The sequence below is a fragment of the Streptomyces sp. NBC_00086 genome, from assembly GCF_026343255.1.
In the GTDB taxonomy this organism is placed as follows: domain Bacteria; phylum Actinomycetota; class Actinomycetes; order Streptomycetales; family Streptomycetaceae; genus Streptomyces.
Genome location: NZ_JAPELZ010000001.1, coordinates 6,022,710 through 6,048,435, shown reverse-complemented (window position 1 = coordinate 6,048,435; position 25,726 = coordinate 6,022,710). Strand labels below are relative to the sequence as shown.

Below are 25,726 nucleotides of genomic sequence, written 5' to 3'. Positions count from 1 at the left end.
CGCGGTGTCAGAAGGTGGGCACCACGGGCGCGTAGTCGTGGGCGGCCAGCGGTCCCCGTACCCGCAGGAAGAACTCGCGTACGCCGGTGAGAGCCGAGCTCTCGGAGGTGGCCCGCAGGAAGATCACGGCCTCCAGGCCGGTTCCCGTGGAGCGGATCGAGATGTGCTCGAACCGGTCCGACGGCCGGGCGTGCGCCCACAGCAGGTCACCGAGGAGTCCTGGGGGACGGTCCGCAACCCGCGCGGCGCCGTGCGGCCGGGAGTCGATGAGCAGTACGCGGACGATGTACATCCTGATCAGCCCGTCGGGTCAGGCCGGGAGCCGGGAGCAGGTGGCCCGGTTGCGGCGGCTCAGTGCCGGGGGGCCGGGGCGGATGCGTCACGGGCACCTGCGGAGTCCCATGCGAGACCTGCCACGTTCACGTGGTCCGGGTGCCCGGCCGGGTGCCCGGCCTGCTGCGCCAGTGCGCCGAAGCCGGCCACCGAAGCCACGAGTGCGAGACCTGCGGTGGCGATGAGACGGGCAGTCGTGGACATGGCGTTCCCCCTGGTCGGCGACAGCACTGTCGGCACTTTCGGCCGATGTGGATGGTTCGGAGCCCTTGCCCCGTTGGTGGGCGGTCGTTGCTTTCGCCGCCCTTGCGGTGAGCACCATCCTGTCCGGGCGCCCACACCCCCGGAAGCCCTTGCGGGTGGCACCAAGGTGGCTGGCCTCTTGGTGCCAGAGCCGTCCCGGCGCACCCGCACCCGGCGGGCCCCGGCCACCGGCCTTCGCGCTTGCGAGTTGATCTGGTCTTCGTCGAGGATGCGCAGGGGGTACACGATCCGTGTGAGCCAAGTGGGCGTTCCGTGACGGAGCCCAAGGTCCGGGGGGACTGCATGCTGGAAGCACTGGGGCTCGATCCGGAGGTCGAATCCGTCTACCGGGCGCTGCTGACCCGGTCCAACGCGGGCGTGGCCGAGCTGAGCGAACACCTCGCCCTGCCGGAGACGCGGGTGCGCGACGGCCTCGACCGGCTGCTCGACCTGGGGTTGCTGCAGCCGTCCCGCGAGGGCTCCGGGCTGCTGCGCGCCGTGAGCCCCGAGGTCGGGCTCCAGGTAATCGTGCGCCGTCAGGAGGCCGACCTCCTCAAGCGCCAGCAGGAACTGCTCCAGAGCAAGGAGGCGATGGCGCGCACGGTCGCCGAGTACGCCACGCTGCGGCCCAACACCAGCGTGGACGGCACCGAACGGCTGGTCGGCCTCGACGCCATCCAGAGCCGGCTGGAAGACCTCGGCAGAAGCCTCACCGGCGAGTGCCTGTCCATCATGCCGGGCGGCGCGCAGTCGCAGAGCAGCATGGATGCCTCGCGCCCCCTCGACAGCGACGCGATGAGCCGGGGCATCAAGCTCCTGTCGGTCTATCAGGACAGCGCGCGCAACGACCCCGCGACCCTCGCCTACGCCCGCTGGATGAGCGAGAACGGCGGCGAGGTGCGCAGCAGCCCCATGCTGCCGCCCCGGCTCGTGATCATCGACAGACGGACCGCGATCGTGCCCATCGACCCGGCCAACACCCGCCTGGGTGCGCTGTGCACCAGCGCACCGGGCGTCGTGGCCTCCCTGACCGCTCTCTTCGAACAGACCTGGGAAGCCGCCGTCCCGCTCGGTGCGGACCGGCCCCACCGGGCGCCGGACGGCAACGACGGCCTCACCCTGACCGAACGCGAACTCCTCAAACTGCTGGCCTCCGGTCTGACGGACGAGGCGGCGGGCAAGCGGCTGAACGTGTCACTGCGCACGGTGCGCAGGCAGATGGCTGCCCTGATGGAACGCCTGAACGCCACGAGCCGCTTCGAAGCGGGCCTCAAGGCGGCCCAGCGCGGCTGGCTTTGACCGTGCCCGACGGGCCTCCGCGGTCCTGTTGCAAAGGGACCGCCCAGGGCGTCCCTTTCGCCCTAGGCCGGGCAGGTCCGGCGCCAGACCCCGAGGTCGTACTTCTTCTCCAGCGAGCTGAGCTTCAGCTCCCGCGTGGCCTCGCAGAACCGGCTCGCCGGGAGCTCGTACTCCACGTGGAAGACCGCCTTGCCCGCCGCGATGAACGGGGTCAGCCGTCCGCATTCGTCGTACTGGGCGCACTGCTCGTTGACCGCGAAGTCGAAGTCCCCCACCAGCTCCGGGATCTGGTCCAGGTCGTTCTTCAGCCCGACCGACAGGCCCCGGTCGTGGGCGAGCCGCACGATGAGCCGGTTGTAGTTCAGCTGGTCGCCGGCGGTGAGCGGGAAGCCGGACGTGTTGCGGTAGGCGTCCATGTTGTCCGGCTCCACCGCGTCGAAGCCCTTGTCCCGGCACATGTCGAACCGCTTGGCGATCAGCGGTTCCAGTTCCGCGAGCCGCCGGATGTCGAGCCAGCGCTCGCCCTCCCAGCCGTTGCCCTCCCCGCGCATCGACGCCGGGAAGGCCCCGGCGTCGGGCCGGAAGTCCTCCCAGGCGCCGGTGGAGAGGTAGCAGATGGTCCGCCGGCCGGCCGCCTTCAGCTCGGCGACCTGCTCCTTGGTGGTGGTGAACCCGTCGATGTCGTAGACCGCCGCCTTCACCGAGGTGTCGAGCTTCCCGGTGAGCTGCCACTGCCAGCTGACCCCGGGGGCCGGCTGCCAGCGCTCCCCCGGCGCGGGGGCGGGCGAGAGGTCGTCGGGGCGGGCTTCCTCGTCCCCGTCCCCGTCCGGTCCGGAAGTGCAGGCCGCGAGCAGCAGGAGGGGTACGAGGAACAGCAGGCGGCGGCGGACGGACCGGCCGCAGGACGGGCGGGTGGACGAGTGGGTGGACGGGCGTCTCATCCGGCGGCCTCCAGGGCGTACGGCAGGGTCCCCCACGGGTGCGCGCCGGTCCCCGGGACCGCGCAGTGCACCCCCGCCCCCCGCTGCGCCGCCAGCCGCTCGGCGAGTTCGGCGGCCGGGGCGCCCGGCGGGACGGCGTAGACGAGGTGGCAGAACCGGTGGGCGGGGTGGTCCGCGGTCCACGGGGGAACGGCGGCCGCGTCCCGGTAGGCGTCCCAGGGTCCCTCGAAGGTGACGAGCAGGTCGGCGAGTTCGGCGTAGCCCGGGTGCGGGTGCACTCCGTGGTTGAGGACGACGGTACGGGCCCCGGCGGCCCGCGCCGCGACGCCGAGCCGCCGGTAGTGCGGCAGGAACTCCGGACCGGCCGCGGCCTGGTCCAGGAAGGTCCCGTCGGTGCCGTACCAGTCGCGGTGGCGCAGCAGGTCCTGCACCACGGCGGCGTGCGGGCGGCGCCCGTAGTCGGTGTCGACGTACCCCAGGACGGGCACCCCGGCCCCGCGGAGCCGTTCCGCGACGGCGGCGAACCGCTCGTCGGGGGCCTCGCCGGGCCCGCTGGCGGGGTTGAGCACCACGGAGTGCAGCCGGCCCGCGGCGCGGATGAGCCGCTCCCAGTACTCGGGGCGGTCTGCGGGGTGCTCGTAGAGGGGCACCAGGAGCATGAGGTCCTTCTTCTCGTACGGGGTCACGTGCGGCGGCGGTGACGCACGGCGGGGCGGCGCTTCAAGGGGGCGGCCCGGGCAGCGGGGGTCAGCGGTGTGCCGTCGCGCGGCCGAGCAGCAGGCAGACCAGCGCGCCCAGGGCGAGGGCCGCGGCTGCGGCGACGGCCAGTTGCACGGCGCGCGGCCGGCCGAGGTCCAGGAGCAGGGCCAGGCTCTGCGCGACGGCGGCCGAGGCGCAGACCACGGCGGCGGGCCGGACCGCCCCGAAGGACTGCAGGAGCAGCCCGGTCCACATCACGGCCCCGAGGAGCAGCAGGGTGGCAACGCGGACCCCGGTCAGGCCGGGCGCACCGGGCCAGAGCAGGGTTCCGGTGAGGCCGAGGGCCAGCAGCACCGCCAGGTAGGTGGCGAGACACCGGGCCAGGGTGGAGAGCATGCGCAGTCGGAACTGCCGGGGCGAGCGGGCCGCCCGCAGCCCGGCGAGGCTGCCGCTGCGGAACCGGTGGAGCAGCCATTCGGCGGGGCCCATGCTGAGGGTGAGCGCCACCGCCGAGGGGGCGGCGACCGCCTCGGCGGGGCCGCCGGCGAGCACCTCCCCCAGGGCCGCGTACAGCACGAGCAGACCGGTGCCCAGGCCGAACACCCCGTACGGGACGGAGTCCCCGAGCCGGGGCCCGCGCGGCGCGTACTCCTCCTCGGCGCCGCGCAGCATCTGCCAGCGCACCGGGCCCCGCTGGCCCGGCCGGTGCTCCGTCCAGCCTCGGACGCGGAGCGCGAGGGCCCGTAGGCCGTCGGCCAGCGGCAGTTCCCGTCCGGCCAGGACGCAGGCGGCCAGGAGGGAGGCCGTCAGCAGGAACACCCGGACCGGGATGGGAAGTTCCAGGAAGAGCGAGAGCAGCGCCCCGGCGGCCATCGGTGCGAGCGCGGCCAGCAGCAGCCGCTCCCGCCCGAGGACGAGCAGCACGGTGGCGGCCCCGACGTAGAGGGCCTGACCGGCGGCGAAGGCGTAGGAGAAGGGGGGCCCGCCGGGTACCGCGAGCGCGGCGGCGGTGCCCAGGAGGGCCCCCGCGGGAGCTCCGGCGAGCAGGGTCCGCCCGGCGGCGGCCCGGTCGCCGAGGCCCAGCCAGGAGTACGCCCGGTGGGACAGGGTCTGGTCCCAGACCCAGCCGATGAGCGCCCCGGCGAGCAGGGTGAGCGTCCCGGCGGGCAGCCCCAGCCGGTCCTGGGGCCCGTCCAGCAGGGGCGCGCCCAGCAGATAGGCGAGCCCGGGCAGGGCGAAGATCACCCCGCGCAGGAGGCAGGCGGTGAGGGGGACCTTCCAGGGGTCGGGGACCCGGTCGGGTTCCGGGAAGGAGCGCGGCACCCGGGCGTAGAGCTCCTCGGCGAGGCCGAAGGAGTCCTGGCGTCCGTAGGCGAGGCGGATGTGCTCGTCGGTCATGCCGTCGGATTCCAGGACGGCGGCGATCTCGTCGGGGTGGACGGCGGCGGCGATGAACACGTCGAGGCGCTCGGCGAGTTCGTCCATCGGGTCGGCGGCCGGTCCGACGAGATCGCCGCGCCCGTCGCGCCCGTCGCGCCCTTCGCGGCGCGGCCGGGGGATGCCGGGCAGGGCGTCGGCCGCGTCCGCGGCGGGCGCCGTACCGCGCCCGGCAGCCGCGGCGTGGCCGACCGGCACCCAGGTCCCGTCCGGGCCGGGCGGCTTGAGCCACAGGGATCCGCTCACCACATGCTCCCGTCGGCGGCGAGTTCCTTGTACCAGGGGTCGGCGAGGCGCTGGGTCCACTCGTCGCCCACGTGGACGGGCAGGACGGGCTGGCCGGCGAGCTCGCGGTAGATGTGGCGGAAGCCGTCCACGGACTGGTGGAGCGTGAACTTCTCCACCACCCGCTTGCGGGACATCCGGCCCAGTTCCGCGCGGCGTTCGTCGTCGCGGAGCAGGGCGAGGGTGGCGCGGGCCATGGTCTCGGGCTCGCGCGGCGGGACGACGAGACCGGTGTCGCCGACGGCCTCGCGGACCCCGCCCACGTCGGTGGAGACGGTGGTGCGGCCGCAGGACATGGCCTCGATGATGGAGAAGGGGAAGCCCTCGCTGATGGAGGAGAGCATCACGATGGAGCCGGCCGCGTAGGCCTGCGCGACCTGCTCGATGCGGCCCTCGTAGGAGATCCCGTCACTCACGCCCAGTTCGGCGGCGAGCTTCTCCAGCCGCAGCTTGTACTCCTCGCAGCCGGCCGGGACCGGGCCGAAGAGGCGCAGCCGCAGGGCGGGGAGCTCCTCGCGCATGAACGCGTAGGCGCGGATGAGGGTTTCGAGGTCCTTGATGGGGTCGATGCGTCCGCACCAGCTGAGGGTGGGGACCTCCGGTTCGGGACCGGCCTCGGGGAAGGCGTGCGGGTCGACGCCGTTGTAGACGGTGCGGATCCGCTCGGAGTCGGCGCCCCCGCGCTCCTCCCAGCGGCGGTTGTACTGGTTGCACGGGGTGATCAGGTCGGCCTGCCGGTAGCCCTCGGTGTTGAGCTCGCGGTAGAAGCCGAGCATGAGCGCCTTGACGGGCCAGCGCTGTTCGGCGCTGCGGTAGCCGAGGTAGCGCTCGCGCAGGTAGATGCCGTGCTCGGTGAGGAGGAAGGGCACGTCGTCGAGGTACTTGGCGGCGAGCGCCGGGAGGGTGGCCAGTCCGCTGCTCACCGCGTGGGCGACGCTGTCGGGCGGGATCCGCACGGACAGCGGGCGCAGCGCGTGTTCCAGCAGGTCGGTGGCGGTGAGCGCGTCGTGGATGGTGGGCTCGGCGTCGGCGGTGACCAGGCCGGGGCGGGTCCAGACGGTCATCAGCAGGCGCAGCACCGATTCGGAGCGCAGGGCCGCGGCGAGCCGCCCGGAGCGGGCGAGGCGGGCCAGTTCGCGCAGGGATTCGGAGAATCCGCCGCGGGCGGGGTCGAGCAGGGAGAGCAGGAAGGTCTCGTAGGTCTCGGCGAAACCGCGCCGGGCCTTGCCCCGCAGTCCGGAGCGGAGTCTGCGGGCCGGCGGGGCACCCCAGAGGGGAACGCTGGTGTGGCGGTAGACGTTGCGCGGCAACTCCCAGGTGACCGGCTCGCGTCCGGAGCCGGTCAGGGCTATGACGTTGAAGTCGACCTCCGGCATGCCGCGGACCAGTTGGTCGCACCATGTGCTGACGCCCCCGTGGACGTGCGGGTAGGTGCCTTCGGTGAGCATGGTGACATGGCGCCCATGGCTCATGCGGTGTGTCCCCCCAAGGACGGAAAAGGGGCCGGCGCCCGTGGTTCGCGGAGCGCCGGCGCTAGGTGGTACGCGTGGCTGTCTTGTACGTGCCCGCCCGGCTGGTCAGGGCAGGTGGAACGTCAGGGCGTGTTGAGCGTGACGGCGCTCTGCAGCAGTTCGGGAGCCGTCCAGGTGGAGCGGGATCCGGCGTAGGCGGTGCCGAAGTCCGCGGTGCCCAGCAGGAGCTGCTTCTTGGTGCCGGTGGGCACGGTGACCGGGGCCACGACTCCGGAGGGCGCCTTGACGGTGACGACCTTGCCGATGCGGTAGGCGGTGACCTGGTTGGCGGCCACGGCCGCGTTCCAGGCGGCGCGGCGCTGGAGCTCGACGCCGGTGTCCTTCATGCTCTGGTTCACGATCGGCGCGGAGGGCGCGTAGAGGGTGCGGTAGGTGTCGAGGACCTGGTTGAGCACCGGGTAAAGGGTGCGGTCCTCGGCGAGGTTGGACTGGTGGACGTAGTGCGGGCGCGGGTCGTTGTTCAGGACGTGCCGCATGGCGGTCCTGGCCTCGGCCGGGACGATGTAGTTCAGGTAGCCCGTGGTGGCGTCGAGCGGGGCCGGCAGGCAGGTGGAGGTGCCGGGGTTGTCCTCGCAGATGCCGCTGCCGCCGTCGGCCCGGCTGGTGTAGATCCAGTTGTACTCGTCGGCCATCTCGGCGTTGGTGCCCGTGTTGTAGTACACGTTCATCGGGTGCCGGGGGACGGTCAGCGCGGCGCCGACCGCCCGCTGTGCGGGCTCGCGGGAGTTGTCGCTGCCCGCCCACTTCACGCCGTTGTCGGCGAGCGCGCCGGCCAGGTTGGGGTTGTCCTGGGGCTGCTGCGGAAGCGTCTTGAGGCCGGAGTGCTCACCGGTGACCAGTTCGGTGCGGTCGGTGGTGATGCCCTTGGCGGCGGCCCAGTTGTTGTTGTCCCGGATCTGCGCCGAGATCTCGGCGCGGCTCATGTAGTTGATCGCGCCGGCGCTGTTCTTCGTGCAGGTCCACGGGACGGTGGTGGTGTCCTGGACGCAGCCGAGGAAGGGGTGGGTGTAGGTGTGGTTCATCCACCGGTACTTCGCCCGGTCGGCGACGAGCTGGGCGGTCAGGGCGTCGACCCCGCCGTGCTCCGCCTTCCACTCCTCACCGGCGCCGCCGTTGAAGAGCATGTCGAGCTTGAAGTTCTTGGACGTCTGCCACTGCGCCGCGTACACGGCGTCGGCGGCCGTCATCCGGATCGTGGACTCCTGGCCCTCGCCGCCGGCGCAGGCGTAGTCGCCCGGGGTGCAGTTGAGGTCCTTGTTCCAGCGGGCGTCCGGGGCGAAGACGTCGTCGACGTGGACCGCGAAGTAGTTGCGCTCCTGGCCCAGGTGGACGCCCTGGGTCATCCACTCGACGATGCCCCGGGCCAGCAGCCGGAACTGCTGCTGGTACTGGTTGTAGCCGAAGGTGACGACCAGTTCGCTGCGCCCGTCGTGGGTGTACTCGCCGACGAGCGAGGCCCGTCCGGAGCCGACCGGGGCGTCGAGGTAGCTGGTGTAGCCCGGCCGCGGCTTGGCCATGAACCCGTAGCTCTCGGGGATCAGCGGCGAGTTGTCCTCGAAGGCCACCTGCCCCCCGAGGTAGGCGAAGGGGCCCGCCTGGCCGGCGGCGGTGACGGCGGCCTGGGTGCCGTCGAGGGTGCCGCTGTAGCCGCCGTTGTCGGTGTACTCCAGGCCTACGCCCGGGTGCGCCCAGGTGTAGGCGTCGACCTGGCGGATCCCGTACGTCGTCTCGTACGCGGCGAGCGCCGCCATCTCGGCCGAGCCCGCCCCGAACGGGTTCTCGTTCGGCAGCACCACGCTCTGGAACTTGGCGCGCGGCCGCCCGTCGACCGTGTCGGCGAGGAACGCCGCGTTGACGACCGGACGGCTCCCGCTGCCCAGGTCGATGCGGGTGTACGGAACCCCCGTGTCGCGGAGTTCCGCCGTGATCGCCTCGACCGAGCTCCCGCCGTCGTCGACGACGAGGACCCGCAGGTCGACTCGCGGAGCGACCGCCGCCTGCGCGGCCGCTCCGGGTACCGCGACGGATGCTATGGCGGCCGCGAGGCAGACGGCGGCGAGCCTGTTCATCCGGTTCTTGTGGACCATTTCGGCCTTTCCCCCCGCAGATCCTCGACTTCGGCCTGTGGCGTTGGGCCAGACCGGGGAGGCTCTGTGGAAATGATGCAAAGGGACCCCGCGTCCCCTTGCGAGAGTGGTCCGAGTGTTTCGGACCTCGTCAGGTCTAAGAGGCAAACCTGGAGCAGAAGCCACAGATGGGTGAACCTGCCCGCCTCTTGATCGAACAACTTGCCAAACCTTCGAGTGACGTGCGGACGAGTGCGTGCGCGTAGGCTCATTTCCGGCGGCCATCGGGCCCGAATACGATCGCTACGGACGGCCGTCCACCCACTCGGCCCACACCACCAAAACGGAAGCGAGAATTCACCACCGTGACTGCTCTGACTCTCAGCACTGCCGGACCGGCGACGCTGCGCGCCGACGTCCTCGTCGTCGGCGTGGCGAAGGGCCCCAAGGGCCCCGTCGTCGCCGCGGGCGCCGAGGCCGTGGACAAGGCGTACGACGGCAAGCTCGCCGCCGTGCTCGACGCGCTCGGTGCCTCGGGCGCCGAAGGCGAGACCACCAAGCTGCCGGCCCCGGACGGCCTCAAGGTCCCGGTCGTACTGGCGGTCGGGCTGGGCGCCCTTCCCGACACGGACGAGTCCTACGACGAGGAGGCGCTGCGCCGCGCCGCCGGCGCCGCCGCCCGCGCACTGCACGGCACCAAGAAGGCCGCCTTCGCGCTCCCCCTGGACGACGCCTCCGCCGTCACGGCCGTGGCCGAGGGCGCCCTGCTGGGCGCGTACGCGTTCACCGCGTACCAGGGCGGCGAGAAGAAGGCCTCCAAGAACGGCGGACCGAAGCAGCCGCTCGCCGAGATCGCCCTGCTCGGCGCCAAGCCGCGCGACAAGGAGCACAAGGCCGCGGCCGAGCGCGCCACGATCGTCGCGACCGAGATCAACATCGCCCGTGACCTGGTCAACACCCCGCCGAACGACCTCACCCCCGAGGCCTTCGCAGCAGTCGCCGGCGCGGCCGCGAAGGAGAACGGCATCAAGGTCCAGGTCCTGGACGAGAAGGCCCTGATCAAGGGCGGCTACGGCGGCATCATGGGCGTCGGCAAGGGCTCCGAGAACCCGCCGCGCCTGGTGAAGCTCTCCTACACCCACCCCAAGGCGGAGAAGACCCTCGCCTACGTCGGCAAGGGCATCACCTACGACTCCGGCGGCATCTCCCTGAAGCCGGCCGGCCACAACGAGACGATGAAGTGCGACATGGCCGGCGCCGCCGCCGTCTTCGCCTCCGTCGTCGCGGCCGCCAAGCTCGGCCTCCAGGTCAACGTCACCGGCTGGCTCGCCCTCGCGGAGAACATGCCCTCCGGCTCGGCCACCAAGCCCGGCGACGTGCTGCGCATGTACAGCGGCAAGACCGTCGAGGTGCTCAACACGGACGCCGAGGGCCGCCTGGTCCTGGGCGACGCGCTGACCAAGGCCTCCGAGGAGAACCCGGACGCGATCGTCGACGTGGCGACCCTGACCGGCGCCATGGTGATGGCCCTGGGCGACCGCACCTTCGGCATCATGGCCAACGACGACGCCTTCCGCACCTCGATCCACGAGATCGCCGAGGAGGTCGGCGAGGCCTCCTGGCCGATGCCGCTCCCCGAGGACCTGCGCAAGTCCATGGACTCCCCCACCGCCGACATCGCCAACATGGGTGTCCGGATGGGCGGCGGCCTGGTGGCCGGCCTCTTCCTCCAGGAGTTCGTCGGCGAGGGCATCACCTGGGCCCACCTCGACATCGCGGGCCCCGCCTTCCACGAGGGCGCCCCGTACGGCTACACCCCCAAGGGCGGCACCGGATCGGCCGTACGCACCCTGGTGCGACTGGCCGAGCGCACCGCCACGGGCGACCTGGGCTGACGCCGAGGGCGTAGCCGGGCACCGGCATCCACGGGCCCCGGGCATGATCAGTTTTTCTGATCATGCCCGGGGCCTGTTCACTGACAACGAAATCCGTAGGTTTCTACGCTGCGGTAACCCCCGGTTCGGGCAGAACGACCTGCCCCAGGGCAGGCCCGGCGTCCCGCGTTCCGCCGACAAATGCGAAGATGGGTTCTCGGCAGGACAGGGCCCCCACCACAGGGCCGAAGAAAAAGCGGCCGTATACCAGCCGCCGCCCGGTCACAGAGGACCGGTGCTCGGCGCACATGCATGGAGGACGTGACGTGGCGAACGACGCCAGCACCGTTTTCGACCTAGTGATCCTCGGCGGCGGCAGTGGCGGTTACGCCGCGGCGCTGCGCGCATCCCAGCTGGGTCTGGACGTTGCCCTGATCGAGAAGAACAAGCTCGGCGGCACCTGCCTGCACAACGGCTGCATCCCCACGAAGGCTCTGCTGCACGCGGGTGAGATCGCGGACCAGGCTCGCGAGGCCGCCCAGTTCGGTGTCAAGGCCACCTTCGAGGGCATCGACATCGCGGGTGTGCACAAGTACAAGGACGACATCATCGCGGGCCTGTACAAGGGCCTGCAGGGTCTGGTCGCCTCCCGCAAGCTGACCTACATCGAGGGTGAGGGCCGCCTCTCCTCGCCGACGTCCGTCGACGTGAACGGCCAGCGCATCCAGGGCCGCCACGTGCTCCTGGCGACCGGCTCCGTGCCGCGCTCGCTGCCGGGCCTGAACATCGACGGCAACCGCATCATCTCCTCGGACCACGCGCTGGTCCTGGACCGCGTGCCGGAGTCCGCCATCGTCCTGGGCGGCGGCGTCATCGGCGTCGAGTTCGCCTCGGCGTGGAAGTCCTTCGGCACCGACGTCACCATCGTCGAGGGTCTCAAGCACCTCGTGCCGGTGGAGGACGAGAACAGCTCCAAGCTGCTGGAGCGCGCGTTCCGCAAGCGGGGCATCAAGTTCAACCTCGGCACCTTCTTCGACAAGGCCGAGTACACCGAGAACGGCGTACGCGTCACCCTGGCCGACGGCAAGACCTTCGAGGCGGAGGTGCTGCTGGTCGCGATCGGCCGCGGCCCCGTCTCCCAGGGCCTGGGCTACGAGGAGCAGGGCGTCGCGATGGACCGCGGCTACGTAGTGGTCGACGAGTACATGCAGACCAACGTGCCGACCATCTCGGCCGTCGGTGACCTCGCCCCGACCCTGCAGCTCGCGCACGTCGGCTTCGCCGAGGGCATCCTGGTCGCGGAGCGTCTGGCCGGCCTCAAGGCCGTCCCGATCGACTACGACGGCGTCCCGCGCGTCACGTACTGCCACCCCGAGGTCGCCTCCGTCGGCATCACCGAGGCCAAGGCCAAGGAGATCTACGGCGCGGACAAGGTCGTGGCCCTCAAGTACAACCTGGCGGGCAACGGCAAGAGCAAGATCCTGAAGACCGCGGGCGAGATCAAGCTCGTCCAGGTCAAGGACGGTGCCGTGGTCGGCGTCCACATGGTCGGTGACCGGATGGGCGAGCAGGTCGGCGAGGCCCAGCTGATCTACAACTGGGAAGCCCTGCCGGCCGAGGTCGCGCAGCTCATCCACGCGCACCCGACGCAGAACGAGGCGATGGGCGAGGCTCACCTGGCACTCGCCGGCAAGCCCCTGCACGCACACGACTAATCGTCACTGGGCGCGACGACCACTTCCGCACATTCGTTAGGAGCAACTGAAACCATGTCGGTTTCCGTAACCCTTCCGGCGCTCGGTGAGAGCGTCACTGAGGGCACTGTCACCCGTTGGCTGAAGGCCGAGGGCGAGCGCGTCGAGGCCGACGAGCCGCTGCTCGAGGTCTCGACCGACAAGGTCGACACCGAGATCCCGTCCCCCGTGTCGGGCATCCTGGCCTCCATCAAGGTCGCCGAGGACGAGACCGTCGAGGTCGGCGCCGAGCTGGCCGTCATCGACGACGGTTCGGGCGCGCCGGCCGCTGCCGCGGCTCCGGCCGCCGAGGCCCCCGCGGCCCCGGTCGCCGAGGCTCCGGCCGCTCCGGCCCCCGTCGCCGAGGCCCCCGCGGCCCCGGCCGCCGCCGCACCGGCCACGGCCGGTACCGATGTCGTGCTCCCCGCCCTGGGCGAGTCCGTCACCGAGGGCACCGTCACCCGCTGGCTGAAGCAGGTCGGCGAGTCGGTCGAGGCCGACGAGCCGCTGCTGGAGGTCTCGACCGACAAGGTCGACACCGAGATCCCCGCCCCGGTCGCCGGCGTCCTGCTGGAGATCCTGGTCGCCGAGGACGAGAACGCCGAGGTCGGCGCGCGTCTGGCCGTCATCGGCGCGGCGGGCGCGGCTCCCGCGGCCGCTCCGGCCGCCGCTGCTCCGGCTCCGGCCGCTGCCCCGGCTCCGGTCGCCGCTCCGGCTCCCGTGGCCGCCCCGGCTCCGGTCGCGGCCGCTCCGGCGCCCGTGGCCGCCCCCGTGGCCGCTCCGGCCCCGGTCGCCGCTCCGGCTCCGGTCGCCCCCGTGGCTCCGTCCGCCCCCGCCGCCCCGGTTTCCGCCGGCGACGAGGGTGCCTACGTGACCCCGCTGGTGCGCAAGCTCGCCACGGAGTCCGGCGTCGACCTGTCCGTGGTCTCGGGCACCGGTGTCGGTGGCCGCATCCGCAAGCAGGACGTCCTGGCCGCCGCCGAGGCCGCCAAGGCCGCCGCTGCCGCGCCGGCTGCTGCTGCCGCTCCGGCCGCGAAGGCTCCGGCCGCCGCGGTGTCCGAGCTGCGTGGCCAGACCGTCAAGATGACCCGCATGCGCAAGGTCATCGGCGACAACATGATGAAGGCCCTGCACTCGCAGGCGCAGCTCAGCTCCGTGGTCGAGGTGGACATCACCAAGATCATGAAGCTGCGCGAGAAGGCCAAGGCCGGCTTCCTCGCCCGCGAGGGCGTCAAGCTGTCCCCGATGCCGTTCTTCGTCAAGGCCGCGGCCCAGGCGCTGAAGGCCCACGCGGTCGTCAACGCCCGGATCAACGAGGACGAGGGCACGATCACCTACTTCGACTCGGAGAACATCGGCATCGCCGTGGACTCCGAGAAGGGCCTGATGACCCCGGTCATCAAGGGTGCCGGTGACCTCAACCTGGCGGGCATCTCCAAGGCGACCGCCGACCTGGCCTCCAAGGTCCGCGGCAACAAGATCACGCCGGACGAGCTGTCGGGCGCGACCTTCACCATCAGCAACACCGGCTCGCGCGGTGCGCTGTTCGACACGGTCATCGTGCCCCCGAACCAGGTCGCCATCCTGGGCATCGGCGCGACGGTCAAGCGCCCGGTGGTCATCGAGACCGCCGAGGGCACGAACATCGGCATCCGCGACATGACGTACCTGACCCTGTCCTACGACCACCGCCTGGTGGACGGCGCGGACGCGGCCCGGTACCTCTCGGCCGTCAAGGGCATCCTCGAGGCCGGCGAGTTCGAGGTCGAGCTCGGCCTGTAAGGCTCTTCGCGGCAGCGGTTCACGACTGCCGCGCACGGCGCCCCCGCCCGGGATGCACGTCCCGGGCGGGGGCGCCGTCGTCGTACCCTGGCCCCCTCGGTCGGCGGCTGTAACCAGCCTCACGCTGCGCCTCTGACCAGGAACGCATCGCGACGAGCGGAGCCGCCGTATTGTCTACGCATCAAGGCCCCGCATACCCCTGCACACCCCCCAGGAGATGAAGCCCCGATGATCACCCCACCCGTCGTGCACTCGCTGCGCGAGCAGATCCGCGAGCACATCGTGGAGGGGATCGTCAGCGGGCGCTGGAAGCCCGGTGAGCGGATCGTGGAGCGCCGGATCGCGGTGGAGCTGGAGGTCAGCCAGACGCCCGTGCGCGAGGCCCTGCGCGAGCTGGAGACGCTGCGCCTGATCGAGTCGGCGCCGAACAAGGGCGTGCGCGTACGGAACCTGTCGGCGGCGGACCTGGAGGAGATCTATCCGGTCCGGGCGGGCCTGGAGCAGATCGCGGCCGAGCTGGCCGCGCCCCGGCTGGCGGCCGACTGCTCGGCCCTGGAGCCGCACGTGGCGGGCCTGTGGGACGCCGACCGCAGCGCGGACGGCACGGCCCAGGTGCGGCACACCGTGGGCTTCCACCGGGAGATGGTGCGGGCCGCCGGGAACAGCGTGCTGCTGCACACCTGGGAATCCCTGGGCATCGAGGTCTTCACGGCCCTGTCCATCCGGTGGCTGGGAACCGTCCAAAAGTCCTACGCCGAAGAGCACGAGGCCCTGGTGGACGCCTTCCGCAATCAGGACCCGGACATCGGTCTGCTCGTGAAGCGGCACGTTCTGGGCTGCGCGCCGCGGGCTTGATCTCGCCCTTCGAGACCCGCCGGGCCGCCCGTCTCGTCCCGATTTGCCCGGCACTGGGTGCCTATTTTCATGGCACCCGGTGCCGACTTTTGTCAGATTGACGTTTCTTCGTCACTTTCATTTGATCGATCATCGATCAGCGCCTTACAGTCATCCGCGGACCCCACCCGGGTCCAACGACCCTGTCCTGCCCGTCAGGGATTTCTTCACCACCTCTCCTTTGTCCGGAAGGCGGCGCACACCGATGTCCGACCCCGTAGGAAAGCTTCCGAGCGAGCTCGACCAGCTCCCGGACCGCGACACCGAGGAGACCGCCGAATGGGCGGCCTCGCTCGACGCCGTCGCCAAGGCCGCCGGTACGCGCCGCGCCGAATACCTGCTCCGTCGCACCCTTCAGCACGCCGAGGCCGCCGGCCTCGCGCTGCCGAAGCTCCTTGAGACGGACTACGTCAACACCATCCCCACCGCCGCGGAGCCGGAGTTCCCCGGCGACGAGGCGATGGAAGCCAAGATCACCGCGTGGAACCGCTGGAACGCGGCCGCCATGGTGACCCGCGGCTCCAAGTACGGCGTCGGCGGCCACATCGCCACCTTCGCCTCCGCCGCGTGGCTGTACGAGACCGGCTTCCAGCACTTCTTCCGCGGGAAGGAGGCCGACGGATCGGGCGACCAGCTCTACATCCAGGGCCACGCCTCCCCCGGCATCTACGCCCGTGCCTTCCTCGACGGCCGGATCTCCGAGCAGCAGCTCGACAAGTTCCGCCAGGAAGCCGGCGGCAACGGTCTCCCGTCCTACCCGCACCCGCGGCGCCTGCCGTGGCTGTGGGAGTTCCCGACGGTCTCCATGGGCCTCGGCCCGCTCTCCGCGATCTACCAGGCGCGCTTCAACCGCTACCTGCAGAACCGGAGCATCAAGGACACCGCCAACTCGCACGTCTGGGCCTTCCTGGGCGACGGCGAGATGGACGAGCCCGAGTCGACCGCCGCCCTGGCCCTGGCCTCGCGCGAGCAGCTCGACAACCTGACCTTCGTCATCAACTGCAACCTGCAGCGCCTCGACGGTCCGGTCCGCGCGAACTTCCGCGTGGTGCAGGAGCTGGAAGCCCAGTTCCGCGGCGCCGGCTGGAACGTCATCAAGTCGCTGTGGGGCTCCGCCTGGGACGAGCTGTTCCAGCTCGACACCACGGGCGCCCTGGTACGCCGCCTGCGCGAGGTACCCGACGCGCAGTTCCAGACGTACGCGACCCGCGACGTGGCCTACATCCGCCAGCACTTCTTCGGCGCCAACGCCGAGCTCGTGCAGCTGGCCGGTGTGCTCTCCGACGCGAAGATCGCCGAGTGCTTCCACACCTCCCGCGGCGGCCACGAGCCCCGCAAGGTCTACGCCGCGTACAAGGCCGCCCTGGAGCACAAGGGTGCTCCGACGGTCATCCTCGCGCAGACCGTCAAGGGCTACACGCTGGGCGCCGGGTTCGAGTCGAAGAACGCGAACCACCAGATGAAGAAGCTGACGATCGACGAGTTCAAGGACATGCGTGACCTCCTTGGCCTCCCGATCCCGGACAGCGCCTTCGCCGACGGCCAGGTCCCGTACGGCCACCCGGGCGCGAACAGCCCCGAGGTCCAGTACCTGAACGAGCGCCGCGCGGCGCTCGGCGGCCCGGCCCCGGCCCGCAAGGTCAAGCACGTGGCCCTGCCGGCTCCGGCGGACCGTTCCTTCGCCCCGCTGCTCAAGGGCTCCGGCAAGCAGGAGATGGCCACCACCATGGCCTTCGTCCGGCTCGTCAAGGACCTGATGCGGGACAAGGAGACCGGCAAGCGCTGGGTGCCGATCGTCCCCGACGAGGCCCGCACCTTCGGTATGGAGTCCCTCTTCCCGTCGGCCGGCATCTACTCGCCGCTGGGCCAGACGTACGAGCCGGTCGACCGCGACCAGCTCATGTACTACAAGGAAGCCAAGGACGGCCAGATCCTCAACGAGGGGATCACCGAGGCCGGCGCCATGGCCGACTTCATCGCCGCCTGTACGTCGTACGCGACGCACGGCGAGCCGATGATCCCGTTCTACATCTTCTACTCGATGTTCGGCTGGCAGCGCACCGCCGACCAGATGTGGCAGCTCGCCGACCAGCTCGGCAAGGGCTTCATCGTCGGCGCCACCGCCGGCCGCACCACCCTGACGGGTGAGGGCCTGCAGCACGCGGACGGCCACTCGCACCTGATCGCGTCCACGAACCCGGCGTCGCTCAACTACGACCCGGCCTTCGCGTACGAGATCGCGGTGATCGTCAAGGACGGTCTGCGCCGGATGTACGGCGAGAAGCCGGAAGACGTCTTCTACTACCTGACGGTCTACAACGAGCCGAAGCCGCAGCCCGCCATGCCGGAAGGCGTGGAAGAGGGCATCCTGCGCGGTCTCTACCGCTTCAACACGGCGGCGGACCTCGCGGAGGCGACCCCGGCCGCAGACGCCCCGAAGATCCAGCTGATGGCCTCCGGTACGGCCATCCACTGGGCGCTGGACGCGCAGAAGCTGCTCGCCGCCGACTGGAACGTGGCCGCCGACGTCTGGTCCGCCACCTCCTGGGGCGAGCTGCGCCGCGACGCGCTGGAGTGCGACGAGGCGCTGCTGCGCGGGGAGATGCGCACCCCGTTCGTCACCCGCGCCCTGGAGGGCGTCACCAGCCCGGTGCTCGCCGTCTCCGACTGGATGCGTCAGGTCCCGGACCAGATCAGCCAGTGGGTCGAGCAGGACTACACCTCGCTGGGCACGGACGGCTTCGGCCTCTCCGACACCCGCGAGGGCGCCCGCCGCCACTTCGGTGTCGACGCCCAGTCGATCGTGGTGGCCGCGCTGGCCCAGCTCGCCCGCCGCGGCGAGGTCCCGGCGTCCTCCATCAAGGAGGCCCGGGAGCGCTACGGCCTGTAGGCCCCGCGTTCTTCGGCGACCGTGAGGCGGTCCGCTCCTTCGGGGGCGGGCCGCCTCACGGCGTTGCGGCTTCCGGGGACTTCCCCGGCCCCTACGTGCATCCGTACGTCCTCGCCGGCCCCGGCCTCGCCCGTGCCGCCGGCGCCCAGACGCTCCTCCAGCCGGTACCGGCCTTCGAGTAGTTCTCCCCGCATACCCCTGCCCCCACCCCGACGGCTGCGCGATCCGGCTCCCGGTCCGAGGATGCGGCCGTGCGGGGGCGTGCACCGGCCTTTCGCGGCATGCGCGGTGGCGGCGAGGGGGTGGACCCGTGATGCTGGAGCGGTGATGGACGAGACTGAGTTCTGGGAGATGGTCGACCGTACCCGCGAGGCCGCCGAGGGCGACCCCGAGGAACACGCCGAGCTGCTCGTGGAGCGGCTGGCTCAGCTCGACCCGGACTCCGTCCTGGACTTCGCGCGGCACTTCGAGTCGCGGTACAACCGGGCGTACACCTGGGACCTGTGGGGCGCGGCGTGGGTGCTGCTCGACGGGGCCAGCGACGACGCGTTCGACTACTTCCGGTGCTGGCTGATCGGCCAGGGCCGGGAGGTCTTCGAGGGCGGGGTGCACGATCCGGACCAGCTCGCGGAGCTCCTCGACGAGTTCGACGAGGAGATCGACGGGGACGGCGAGGAGCTGGGGTACGCGGCGGACGAGGCGTACGAGCAGCTGACCGGGTCGGTGGCGCCGGATCTGGGGATCCCGCTGCAGGCGGCGGAGCCGGAGGGCGCTGCGCTGGACTTCGAGAACGAAGCCGTGCTCGCGGAGCGCTTCCCCCGGCTGTGGGACCGCTTCAGGGGCTGAGGCCCCCGCCGTCGCGTCAGTAGTGCGTGCCGCCGTCGATACGGATCTCCGTGCCGGTGATGAAGGCGCCGTCCTCGGAGCCCAGCATGGCGACGACGCCGGCGACCGTCTGCGGGCCGGCGAAGCCCTGGCCGAGGGCCGGGGCGAGCTTGGCGAACAGGCTCCAGTCGGTGTCCTCGGGCAGGCCGGGGCCGGTGCCGGTGGTCATGCCGCTCTCGATGGAGCCCGGCGCGACGGCGACGAAGCGCAGCCCCTGCTTGCTGTACTCGGCGGCGAGCGCGTGGGTCATGGACTGGATGCCGCCCTTGCTGGCCGCGTAGGCGGACATGTACGGGTGCGCGAAGGACGCCGACGTGGAGCTGAAGTTGACGACGACCGGCTGGTCGCCCGCCAGCAGCGCCGGGAGCGACTCGCGGATGACCAGGAACGTACCGGTCAGGTTCACCGCGATGATCTTGTTCCAGAATTCGAGCGTGGTCTGGTGGGTGTGCGCGGAGCGCAGGATGCCCGCGGCGTTGACCAGTACGTCGATTCCGGTGAGGGCGTCGACCGCGGCGGCCACGCCCGTCTTGACGGCCGCCTCGTCGGATATGTCGAGGACCGCGGTGGTGAGGCGGTCCGCGTGACCGTCTGCGGCGGCCTGGTCGGCGGTGGCCTTGAGACCGGCTTCGTTGACGTCCACGGTGTGGACGCGGCCGCCCTCGGAGAGGATGCGGTGGACGGTGGCCTGGCCGATGCCGGAGCCGCCGCCGGTGATGAGGACGCGACGTCCTTCGTAACGGTTCATGGGGGGAGCGTACTCCCGCGATGACACGTTTTGCCACCCTGTCAAAACATGCATTTCGCTCTGGGGGCCGGGGTATCCTTCCCCGGTGAGATCCCCTCGTCCGTACTCTCCCCAGGCCGGCCCCGGAGCCCAGTCGCTGAACGAGCGCCGCAAGGCGGCCACCCAGCTCGACATCGCCCGCGCCGCCTGCGAACTCTTCGCCGAGCACGGCCCCGACGGCACCACCGCCGAGGACATCGCCCACCGCGCGGGCGTGGCGCTGCGCACGTTCTACCGCTACTTCCGCAACAAGCAGGAGGCCGTCGCCCCCCTGCTCGCGGGCGGCGGCGACGCCTGGCGCGCCCTGCTCGCCGAGGAGGACCCCGGCACCCCGCTGACCGAGGCCCTGGAGCGCGCCGTCACCCGCTCCCTCACGGACCCCCAGGCCCTCGAGGAGGGCTTGGGGGTCACCCGCGGCCTGCTGCGCGCCGCCACGACCGACGAGGCCCTGCGGGCCGTCTGGTACCGGGTCAACCAGGACTCCGAGGAGCGCCTGGTCCCGGTCGTCGCCCGGCTCGCCGGCCCGGACGCCGAACCCCTCGCCGTCCGCCTCCTCGCGGCGGCGGCCACGGACGCGATCCGCATCTCCCTGGAGCTGTGGTCCACCACGGACACCCCGCCCTCGGGCCCCGGCTCCCCCGCGGAACTCGCGGTCCGCTGCCTGCGCGACCTCACGGGCGCGATGCCGCTGATGCGCTGAGCGCGCCCATCACGGTGGGGCCGCCCCACGCAGAAGCCCCGCCCCCCTCTCGATGAAGGGGGCGGGGCTTCGTTCGATCAGTGCGTCAGCACGACCGCGGCACGGCTTAGAGGTCGAAGTAGAGCTCGAACTCGTGCGGGTGCGGGCGCAGCGCGATCGGGGCGATCTCGTGGGTGCGCTTGTAGTCGATCCAGGTCTCGATCAGGTCGGGGGTGAAGACACCGCCGGCCAGGAGGTACTCGTGGTCCTCCTCCAGGGCCTTGAGGACGCCCTCAAGGCTGGTCGGGACCTGCGGGACGCTCGCGTGCTCGTCCGGGGAGAGCTCGTAGAGGTCCTTGTCGATCGGCTCCATCGGCTCGATCTTGTTCTTGATGCCGTCGAGGCCGGCCAGCAGGAGGGCCGAGAACGCCAGGTACGGGTTCGAGGACGGGTCCGGGGCGCGGAACTCGACGCGCTTGGCCTTCGGGTTCGAGCCCGTGATCGGGATGCGCATCGCGGCGGAGCGGTTGCGCTGCGAGTACACCATGTTGACCGGCGCCTCGAAGCCCGGGACCAGGCGGTGGTACGAGTTCACCGTCGGGTTGGTGAAGGCCAGCAGCGACGGGGCGTGCTTGAGGATGCCGCCGATGTAGTAGCGCGCCATGTCCGACAGACCCGCGTAGCCGGCCTCGTCGTAGAACAGCGGGTCGCCGTTCGCCCACAGCGACTGGTGCACGTGCATGCCCGAGCCGTTGTCACCGAAGATCGGCTTCGGCATGAAGGTCGCGGTCTTGCCGTTCTTCCACGCGACGTTCTTCACGATGTACTTGAAGAGCATCAGGTCGTCGGCCGCGGCGAGCAGCGTGTTGAACTTGTAGTTGATCTCGGCCTGGCCACCGGTGCCGACCTCGTGGTGCTGACGCTCGACCTGGAGGCCCTGGGCGTCCAGCTCGAGGGAGATCTCGGCGCGCAGGTCGGCGAAGTGGTCGACCGGGGCTACGGGGAAGTAACCACCCTTGTAGCGGACCTTGTAACCACGGTTGTTCTCCTCGGAACCGGTGTTCCAGGCGCCGGCCTCGGAGTCGATGTGGTAGAAGCTCTCGTTCGCGGTGGTCGCGAAGCGCACGCTGTCGAACACGTAGAACTCGGCCTCGGGGCCGAAGAACGCGGTGTCGGCGATGCCGGTCGAGGCCAGGTACGCCTCGGCCTTCTTCGCGACGTTGCGCGGGTCACGGCTGTAGGCCTCGCCCGTGATCGGGTCGTGGATGAAGAAGTTGATGTTGAGCGTCTTGTCCTTGCGGAACGGGTCCAGGCGCGCGGTGGTGATGTCGGCACGCAGCGCCATGTCGGACTCGTGGATCGCCTGGAAGCCGCGGATCGAGGAGCCGTCGAACGCCAGCTCCTCGTTCGGGTCGAAGACGCGCCCCGGGATGGTGAAGTGCTGCATCACACCAGGCAGGTCGCAGAAGCGGACGTCTACGAACTTGACGTCGTTGTCCTGGATGTACTGCGTCACTTCGTCGGCGTTCTTGAACATCCAACTCCTCCTACTCCCGACCCCGGGGCAGGGCGGGCTTTATAGCTAGTGGTGCGTCAGTGCGGTGCCGCACGCTGACCCGACCATAAGCAGACGGGGTTTCTCAAGCATGACCCATTTGTTTCGCACAAGTTAACCAGGGTCCCGCCGGAACGGCGCCGAGCGGCACGGGTACCGTGTTCGGGTGGACAAGAGGCAAGCAATCGGATCCTGGCTCTCCGGCCCCCGCGAGGCCGCCGAGGAGATGGGTGCCGACTTCGGGTACCCCGGCAAACAGCTCGGCCTGCCGCAGCAGGGGCCCGGCTCGGTGGCCCGTTTCGGCCGCCGGCTCGGCGCCGTGGCCATCGACTGGCTGGGCTGCCAGCTGATCGCGTACGGCCTGATCACGGGCCGTGACTGGAACGGTTCGGGGAACTGGACGCTGGCGGTCTTCGTCGCCCTGGTGATCCTGACGGTCGGCACCGTGGGCTTCACCCCCGGGAAGCGGATGCTGGGCCTCCGGGTCGTTTCGCAGGACGGCGGCCGGCTCGGCTTCGGCCGCGTGGTGCTGCGCACCGCCCTGCTCGCCCTGCTGATCCCGGCCCTCGTCTGGGACCGCGACGGCCGCGGACTGCACGACCGCCTCAGCCGCGCCGTACAGGTCAGGATCTGAGACGAAGGAACGAACACACAGAGGGGCGCCCCGGGCCATCGGCCCGGGGCGCCCCTCTGTGTCGCACGTGTCGTATACGAAAAGCGGATCAGCGCATCTTTCCGCCGCGCGGCATGCGCATCCCCTTGGGCATCGGGCCCTTCGGGATCGGCATGTTGCTCAGCAAGTCGCCCATGGCCCGCAGTTTGTCGTTGACCTGGGTGATCTGGGGCCCGGAGAGCACGCGGGGCAGCTTCATCAGGGTCGTACGGACCTTCTTGAGCGGCACCTCGCCCTCGCCCTTGCCCACGATGAAGTCGTGGACCGGGATGTCGGGCATGATCCGGGCCAGCTTCTTCTTCTCGTTCGCGAGCATCGGCTTCACCCGGTTCGGGTTGCCCTCGGCGATCAGGACCACGCCGGCCTTGCCCACGGCACGGTGGACGATGTCCTGCTGCTTGCTCATCGCGACGGCGGGGGTGGTGGTCCAGCCCCGACCCACGTTGTCCAGTACGGCCGCGGCCGCGCCCGGCTGTCCCTCCATCTGTCCGAAGGCGGCCGTCTCGGCTCGCCGTCCGAAGATGATCGCCATCGCCAGGAACGCCACCAGGAAGCCCAGGATGCCCAGGTAGACCGGGTGGTCGATCAGGAAGCCGATCGCAAGAAAGACACCAAAGGTGACGATTCCCACGCCCGCGACGATCAGACCGACCTTCGGGTCGGCCTTGCGCGTCATCTTGTACGTCAGGGCGATCTGCTTCAGTCGCCCGGGGTTCGCAGCAGTCTCTGCGTTTGACTTCCTCGCCATGCAGCGAAGTTTACGTGGCCTTCTCGGTCCGGGTCGCCGCGGCCTCGAGTACGTGCTCGGTTTCGACCCGGTCCTGGGCCCTGCGGCGGTCTTCGAGGACGGCCGTCCAGGCGTTGCGGCGGGCGCCGCTCATGAGCAGCGACTCCAGGCCGCGGACGGCGTCGGTGAAGGACGGGATGGCGATGGCGCGTACGGGCGCGGCCTGCATGGTGTCGACCCTTTCACGGAGCTCACGTCGGGGGTTGCCAAGCGTGTGTGCGGTGCGTCGAACAATCGTCACTGACTGGTGTTACCAGGGCATGACCGACTGGTCAAACAGTGATGAAACCTTGATGCGGCCCACCAGGACTCTTACTGGAAAGAGCCTAGGGGCCGCATCAATGCGGTGTTACCCGTAAGTAAGACTTTGTGCGCGAGTTCACATACCTCCCGCACCACGCGTCACTCCGCGCGCGTTCAGACCGTCGCGCGCTTCTCCATCGCCTGCTGGTAGAGGCGGCCGGCACGGTACGAGGACCGGACCAGCGGACCGGACATGACTCCGGAGAAGCCGATCTCCTCGGCCTCCTGCGCCAGCTCCACGAACTCGGCCGGCTTGACCCAGCGCTCGACGGGGTGGTGGCGCGGCGAGGGCCGCAGGTACTGCGTGATGGTGATGAGCTCGCAGCCCGCCTCGTGGAGGTCCTTCAGCGCCTGACTGACCTCTTCGCGCTCCTCGCCCATGCCCAGGATCAGGTTGGACTTGGTGACGAGGCCGTAGGCGCGGGCCCGGGTGATGACGTCCATCGAGCGCTCGTAGCGGAAGCCGGGGCGGATCCGCTTGAAGATGCGGGGCACCGTCTCGATGTTGTGGGCGAAGACCTCGGGGCGGGAGGCGAAGACCTCTTCCAGCAGCTCCGGGACCGCGTTGAAGTCCGGGGCGAGCAGCTCGACCTTGGTGTGACCGCTCTCGCGGCCCGCCGTCTGCTGGTGGATCTGGCGCACGGTCTCCGCGTAGAGCCAGGCTCCGCCGTCCGCCAGGTCGTCGCGCGCGACGCCCGTGATGGTGGCGTAGTTCAGGTCCATGGTGACGACGGACTCGCCGACGCGGCGGGGCTCGTCGCGGTCCAGCGCCTCGGGCTTGCCCGTGTCGATCTGGCAGAAGTCACAGCGCCGGGTGCACTGGTCGCCACCGATGAGGAAGGTGGCCTCGCGGTCCTCCCAGCATTCGTAAATGTTCGGACATCCGGCCTCCTGGCACACCGTGTGCAGTCCTTCGCCCTTCACCAGGGCCTGCATCTTGGTGTACTCGGGACCCATCTTGGCCCGCGTCTTGATCCACTCGGGCTTGCGCTCGATGGGCGTCTGGGCGTTACGGACCTCTAGGCGCAGCATCTTGCGTCCGTCGGGTGCGACTGCGGACACGACCGGCTCCCTGTGACTTCGATTCTTCGGCGCCCACCAGGGTACGCCCGTAATTTCATACGCTCTTACGTCGGCCAACCTGCGGGCGGCCCGACCCATTCCCGCGCGAACTAGCCCGCGACGGGCTCTATCTCCCTGGGCTTCGGCTCCGCCTGCTCCAGCACGTCCTTCAGGTGCCGTTCGATCACCGGCAGCACCTCGGCGATGGTGATCTCGCGGCCCAGCTCGTACGAGAGCGAGGTCACACCGGCGTCGCGGATCCCGCAGGGGACGATCCGGTCGAACCAGGTGTTGTCGGGGTTCACGTTGATCGCGAAGCCGTGCATCGTGACGCCCTTGGCGACCCTGATGCCGATGGCGGCGAGCTTGCGGTCCTCGCGGCGCTGGCCGGCGTTGGACGGGGCGTACTCGGGGCCGTTCAGCCGGGGGTCGAACTCCTCGTCGTGCAGCCTCGGGTCGAAGTCCAGCGAGAGCCCGCCGATCTTCGGGCGCTCCTCCACCGGGTCGCCGAGCACCCAGACCCCGCTGCGCCCCTCGACGCGGGTGGTCTCCAGGCCGAACTCGGCGGCCGTGCGGATCAGCGCGTCCTCCAGGCGGCGGACGTGGGCGACCACGTCCACGGGGCGGGGCAGCTTCATGATCGGGTAGCCGACCAGCTGGCCCGGGCCGTGCCAGGTGATCTTGCCGCCGCGGTCCACGTCCACGACGGGCGTGCCGTCGAGGGGGCGCTCGTTCTCGGCGGTGCGCCGGCCGGCCGTGTAGACCGGAAGGTGCTCCAGCAGCAGGCAGGTGTCCTCGATCTCGTCCGCGAAGCGGGCCGCGTGCACCCGGCGCTGCTCTTCCCAGGCCACCGTGTACTCGACGGCTTCCGGGCCGAAGCCCATGCGGACAAACCCAAGCTCAGCCACCGCGGCGCCTCCTCGTTGAACCTGCCGACGAACTTGCTGTGTGCACCTATCGCACCAGGCAAGGGTACGGCGGCCCCCG

At 70.7% G+C, this 25,726-nt stretch carries 23 protein-coding genes; 9 read left to right on the top strand and 14 right to left on the bottom strand.

All coding sequences use genetic code 11. The features are described from left to right. Positions 1–7 precede the first annotated feature (7 nt). Together OG276_RS27415 and OG276_RS27410 are read right to left on the bottom strand one after the other, a co-directional pair. Positions 8–292, bottom strand: a complete 285-nt coding sequence (locus OG276_RS27415) for a hypothetical protein (protein ID WP_266909362.1) — start codon at positions 290–292, stop codon at positions 8–10. Between the two features lie 59 nt (positions 293–351). Beyond that, on the bottom strand, positions 352–537 hold the full coding sequence (locus OG276_RS27410) for a hypothetical protein (protein WP_266909361.1): 186 nt from the start codon (positions 535–537) through the stop codon (positions 352–354). A gap of 342 nt (positions 538–879) precedes the next feature. Between OG276_RS27410 and OG276_RS27405 the strand changes: the two genes are divergently transcribed. Next, positions 880–1,875 carry a helix-turn-helix transcriptional regulator gene (locus tag OG276_RS27405; protein ID WP_266913146.1) on the top strand — a complete coding sequence of 332 codons (996 nt, stop codon included), beginning with the start codon at positions 880–882 and terminating at the stop codon, positions 1,873–1,875. A 62-nt stretch (positions 1,876–1,937) separates the two neighbouring features. Here OG276_RS27405 and OG276_RS27400 read toward each other — a convergent pair whose 3' ends face one another. The 5 genes from OG276_RS27400 to OG276_RS27380 all read right to left on the bottom strand — a co-directional run bounded on the left by OG276_RS27400 (position 1,938) and on the right by OG276_RS27380 (position 8,856). Further along, positions 1,938–2,816, bottom strand: a complete 879-nt coding sequence (locus OG276_RS27400; RefSeq protein ID WP_266909360.1) for an endo alpha-1,4 polygalactosaminidase — start codon at positions 2,814–2,816, stop codon at positions 1,938–1,940. Beyond that, on the bottom strand, positions 2,813–3,475 hold the full coding sequence (locus tag OG276_RS27395; protein WP_266913145.1) for a spherulation-specific family 4 protein: 663 nt from the start codon (positions 3,473–3,475) through the stop codon (positions 2,813–2,815). Before OG276_RS27395 ends, OG276_RS27400 begins: the two co-directional genes overlap by 4 nt. A gap of 88 nt (positions 3,476–3,563) precedes the next feature. Beyond that, entirely contained in the window at positions 3,564–5,198 is a 1,635-nt protein-coding gene (locus OG276_RS27390; RefSeq protein WP_266909359.1) for a hypothetical protein, read from the bottom strand. Beyond that, positions 5,195–6,709: a GT4 family glycosyltransferase PelF gene (gene pelF / locus OG276_RS27385; RefSeq protein ID WP_266909358.1), complete on the bottom strand. Its 1,515-nt coding sequence runs from the start codon at positions 6,707–6,709 to the stop codon at positions 5,195–5,197. The genes OG276_RS27390 and pelF overlap by 4 nt, the downstream gene beginning before the upstream one ends. A 122-nt stretch (positions 6,710–6,831) precedes the next feature. Continuing rightward, positions 6,832–8,856, bottom strand: coding sequence for a hypothetical protein (locus OG276_RS27380; RefSeq protein ID WP_266909357.1), 2,025 nt, complete (start codon positions 8,854–8,856; stop codon positions 6,832–6,834). 344 nt (positions 8,857–9,200) lie between these two features. On the opposite strand from OG276_RS27380, the gene OG276_RS27375 reads away from it, so the two are divergent. The 5 genes from OG276_RS27375 (at position 9,201) to aceE (ending at position 18,008) form a co-directional block, all read left to right on the top strand. Beyond that, complete coding sequence (locus OG276_RS27375) at positions 9,201–10,730, top strand: leucyl aminopeptidase (RefSeq protein ID WP_266909356.1); 1,530 nt, start codon at positions 9,201–9,203, stop codon at positions 10,728–10,730. Between the two features lie 305 nt (positions 10,731–11,035). After that, the gene (lpdA, locus tag OG276_RS27370; RefSeq protein ID WP_250742547.1) at positions 11,036–12,424 is read left to right on the top strand and encodes a dihydrolipoyl dehydrogenase; all 1,389 of its coding nucleotides are present in this window, start codon (positions 11,036–11,038) and stop codon (positions 12,422–12,424) included. A 54-nt stretch (positions 12,425–12,478) separates the two neighbouring features. Next, on the top strand, positions 12,479–14,224 hold the full coding sequence (gene sucB, locus OG276_RS27365) for a 2-oxoglutarate dehydrogenase, E2 component, dihydrolipoamide succinyltransferase (protein ID WP_266909355.1): 1,746 nt from the start codon (positions 12,479–12,481) through the stop codon (positions 14,222–14,224). 231 nt (positions 14,225–14,455) lie between these two features. Beyond that, positions 14,456–15,079: a GntR family transcriptional regulator gene (locus OG276_RS27360; RefSeq protein WP_266913143.1), complete on the top strand. Its 624-nt coding sequence runs from the start codon at positions 14,456–14,458 to the stop codon at positions 15,077–15,079. Between the two features lie 244 nt (positions 15,080–15,323). Next, positions 15,324–18,008 (top strand): pyruvate dehydrogenase (acetyl-transferring), homodimeric type, encoded by a 2,685-nt coding sequence (aceE, locus tag OG276_RS27355; RefSeq protein ID WP_266909354.1) that lies wholly within the window; start codon positions 15,324–15,326, stop codon positions 18,006–18,008. On the opposite strand, the gene OG276_RS27350 is transcribed toward aceE, so the two are convergent. Then, the gene (locus tag OG276_RS27350) at positions 17,996–18,202 is read right to left on the bottom strand and encodes a hypothetical protein (protein WP_266909353.1); all 207 of its coding nucleotides are present in this window, start codon (positions 18,200–18,202) and stop codon (positions 17,996–17,998) included. The genes aceE and OG276_RS27350 overlap by 13 nt on opposite strands. Before the next feature lie 133 nt (positions 18,203–18,335). Here OG276_RS27350 and OG276_RS27345 point away from each other — a divergent pair, with 133 nt between their 5' ends. Beyond that, the gene (locus OG276_RS27345; protein ID WP_243330439.1) at positions 18,336–18,854 is read left to right on the top strand and encodes a DUF4240 domain-containing protein; all 519 of its coding nucleotides are present in this window, start codon (positions 18,336–18,338) and stop codon (positions 18,852–18,854) included. A 16-nt stretch (positions 18,855–18,870) separates the two neighbouring features. Here OG276_RS27345 and OG276_RS27340 read toward each other — a convergent pair whose 3' ends face one another. After that, positions 18,871–19,641: an SDR family NAD(P)-dependent oxidoreductase gene (locus OG276_RS27340; protein WP_266909352.1), complete on the bottom strand. Its 771-nt coding sequence runs from the start codon at positions 19,639–19,641 to the stop codon at positions 18,871–18,873. Between the two features lie 85 nt (positions 19,642–19,726). Here OG276_RS27340 and OG276_RS27335 point away from each other — a divergent pair, with 85 nt between their 5' ends. After that, positions 19,727–20,380, top strand: coding sequence for a TetR/AcrR family transcriptional regulator (locus OG276_RS27335; protein ID WP_266909351.1), 654 nt, complete (start codon positions 19,727–19,729; stop codon positions 20,378–20,380). A gap of 106 nt (positions 20,381–20,486) precedes the next feature. Here the strand turns inward: OG276_RS27335 and glnA are convergent, their stop codons facing one another. Continuing rightward, positions 20,487–21,896 (bottom strand): type I glutamate--ammonia ligase, encoded by a 1,410-nt coding sequence (gene glnA, locus OG276_RS27330; protein WP_266909350.1) that lies wholly within the window; start codon positions 21,894–21,896, stop codon positions 20,487–20,489. A gap of 184 nt (positions 21,897–22,080) precedes the next feature. On the opposite strand from glnA, the gene OG276_RS27325 reads away from it, so the two are divergent. Further along, a complete protein-coding gene (locus OG276_RS27325; RefSeq protein ID WP_266909349.1) occupies positions 22,081–22,548 on the top strand; it encodes an RDD family protein in 468 nt (155 codons plus the stop codon). Between the two features lie 88 nt (positions 22,549–22,636). Here the strand turns inward: OG276_RS27325 and OG276_RS27320 are convergent, their stop codons facing one another. The 4 genes from OG276_RS27320 to lipB all read right to left on the bottom strand — a co-directional run bounded on the left by OG276_RS27320 (position 22,637) and on the right by lipB (position 25,647). Next, the gene (locus OG276_RS27320) at positions 22,637–23,335 is read right to left on the bottom strand and encodes a DUF4191 domain-containing protein (RefSeq protein WP_250743562.1); all 699 of its coding nucleotides are present in this window, start codon (positions 23,333–23,335) and stop codon (positions 22,637–22,639) included. Positions 23,336–23,345: 10 nt separating this feature from the next. Beyond that, on the bottom strand, positions 23,346–23,543 hold the full coding sequence (locus tag OG276_RS27315; RefSeq protein WP_266909348.1) for a hypothetical protein: 198 nt from the start codon (positions 23,541–23,543) through the stop codon (positions 23,346–23,348). Between the two features lie 248 nt (positions 23,544–23,791). After that, complete coding sequence (gene lipA / locus OG276_RS27310) at positions 23,792–24,739, bottom strand: lipoyl synthase (RefSeq protein ID WP_254383412.1); 948 nt, start codon at positions 24,737–24,739, stop codon at positions 23,792–23,794. A 110-nt stretch (positions 24,740–24,849) separates the two neighbouring features. Further along, positions 24,850–25,647: a lipoyl(octanoyl) transferase LipB gene (gene lipB, locus OG276_RS27305; RefSeq protein WP_266909347.1), complete on the bottom strand. Its 798-nt coding sequence runs from the start codon at positions 25,645–25,647 to the stop codon at positions 24,850–24,852. Between the last annotated feature and the right edge of the window lie 79 nt (positions 25,648–25,726).

Bases quoted from the DNA above. Each gene is read 5' to 3' on its own strand.
- OG276_RS27415 (WP_266909362.1), bottom strand. From the start codon at position 292: ATGTACATCGTCCGCGTACTGCTCATCGACTCCCGGCCGCACGGCGCC.
- OG276_RS27320 (WP_250743562.1), bottom strand. From the start codon at position 23,335: ATGGCGAGGAAGTCAAACGCAGAGACTGCTGCGAACCCCGGGCGACTG.
- OG276_RS27315 (WP_266909348.1), bottom strand. From the start codon at position 23,543: ATGCAGGCCGCGCCCGTACGCGCCATCGCCATCCCGTCCTTCACCGAC.
- OG276_RS27400 (WP_266909360.1), bottom strand. From the start codon at position 2,816: ATGAGACGCCCGTCCACCCACTCGTCCACCCGCCCGTCCTGCGGCCGG.
- OG276_RS27340 (WP_266909352.1), bottom strand. From the start codon at position 19,641: ATGAACCGTTACGAAGGACGTCGCGTCCTCATCACCGGCGGCGGCTCC.
- sucB (WP_266909355.1), top strand. From the start codon at position 12,479: ATGTCGGTTTCCGTAACCCTTCCGGCGCTCGGTGAGAGCGTCACTGAG.
- OG276_RS27410 (WP_266909361.1), bottom strand. From the start codon at position 537: ATGTCCACGACTGCCCGTCTCATCGCCACCGCAGGTCTCGCACTCGTG.
- pelF (WP_266909358.1), bottom strand. From the start codon at position 6,709: ATGAGCCATGGGCGCCATGTCACCATGCTCACCGAAGGCACCTACCCG.
- glnA (WP_266909350.1), bottom strand. From the start codon at position 21,896: ATGTTCAAGAACGCCGACGAAGTGACGCAGTACATCCAGGACAACGAC.
- aceE (WP_266909354.1), top strand. From the start codon at position 15,324: ATGTCCGACCCCGTAGGAAAGCTTCCGAGCGAGCTCGACCAGCTCCCG.
- OG276_RS27405 (WP_266913146.1), top strand. From the start codon at position 880: ATGCTGGAAGCACTGGGGCTCGATCCGGAGGTCGAATCCGTCTACCGG.
- OG276_RS27395 (WP_266913145.1), bottom strand. From the start codon at position 3,475: ATGCTCCTGGTGCCCCTCTACGAGCACCCCGCAGACCGCCCCGAGTAC.
- OG276_RS27380 (WP_266909357.1), bottom strand. From the start codon at position 8,856: ATGGTCCACAAGAACCGGATGAACAGGCTCGCCGCCGTCTGCCTCGCG.
- OG276_RS27350 (WP_266909353.1), bottom strand. From the start codon at position 18,202: ATGCGGGGAGAACTACTCGAAGGCCGGTACCGGCTGGAGGAGCGTCTG.
- OG276_RS27345 (WP_243330439.1), top strand. From the start codon at position 18,336: ATGGACGAGACTGAGTTCTGGGAGATGGTCGACCGTACCCGCGAGGCC.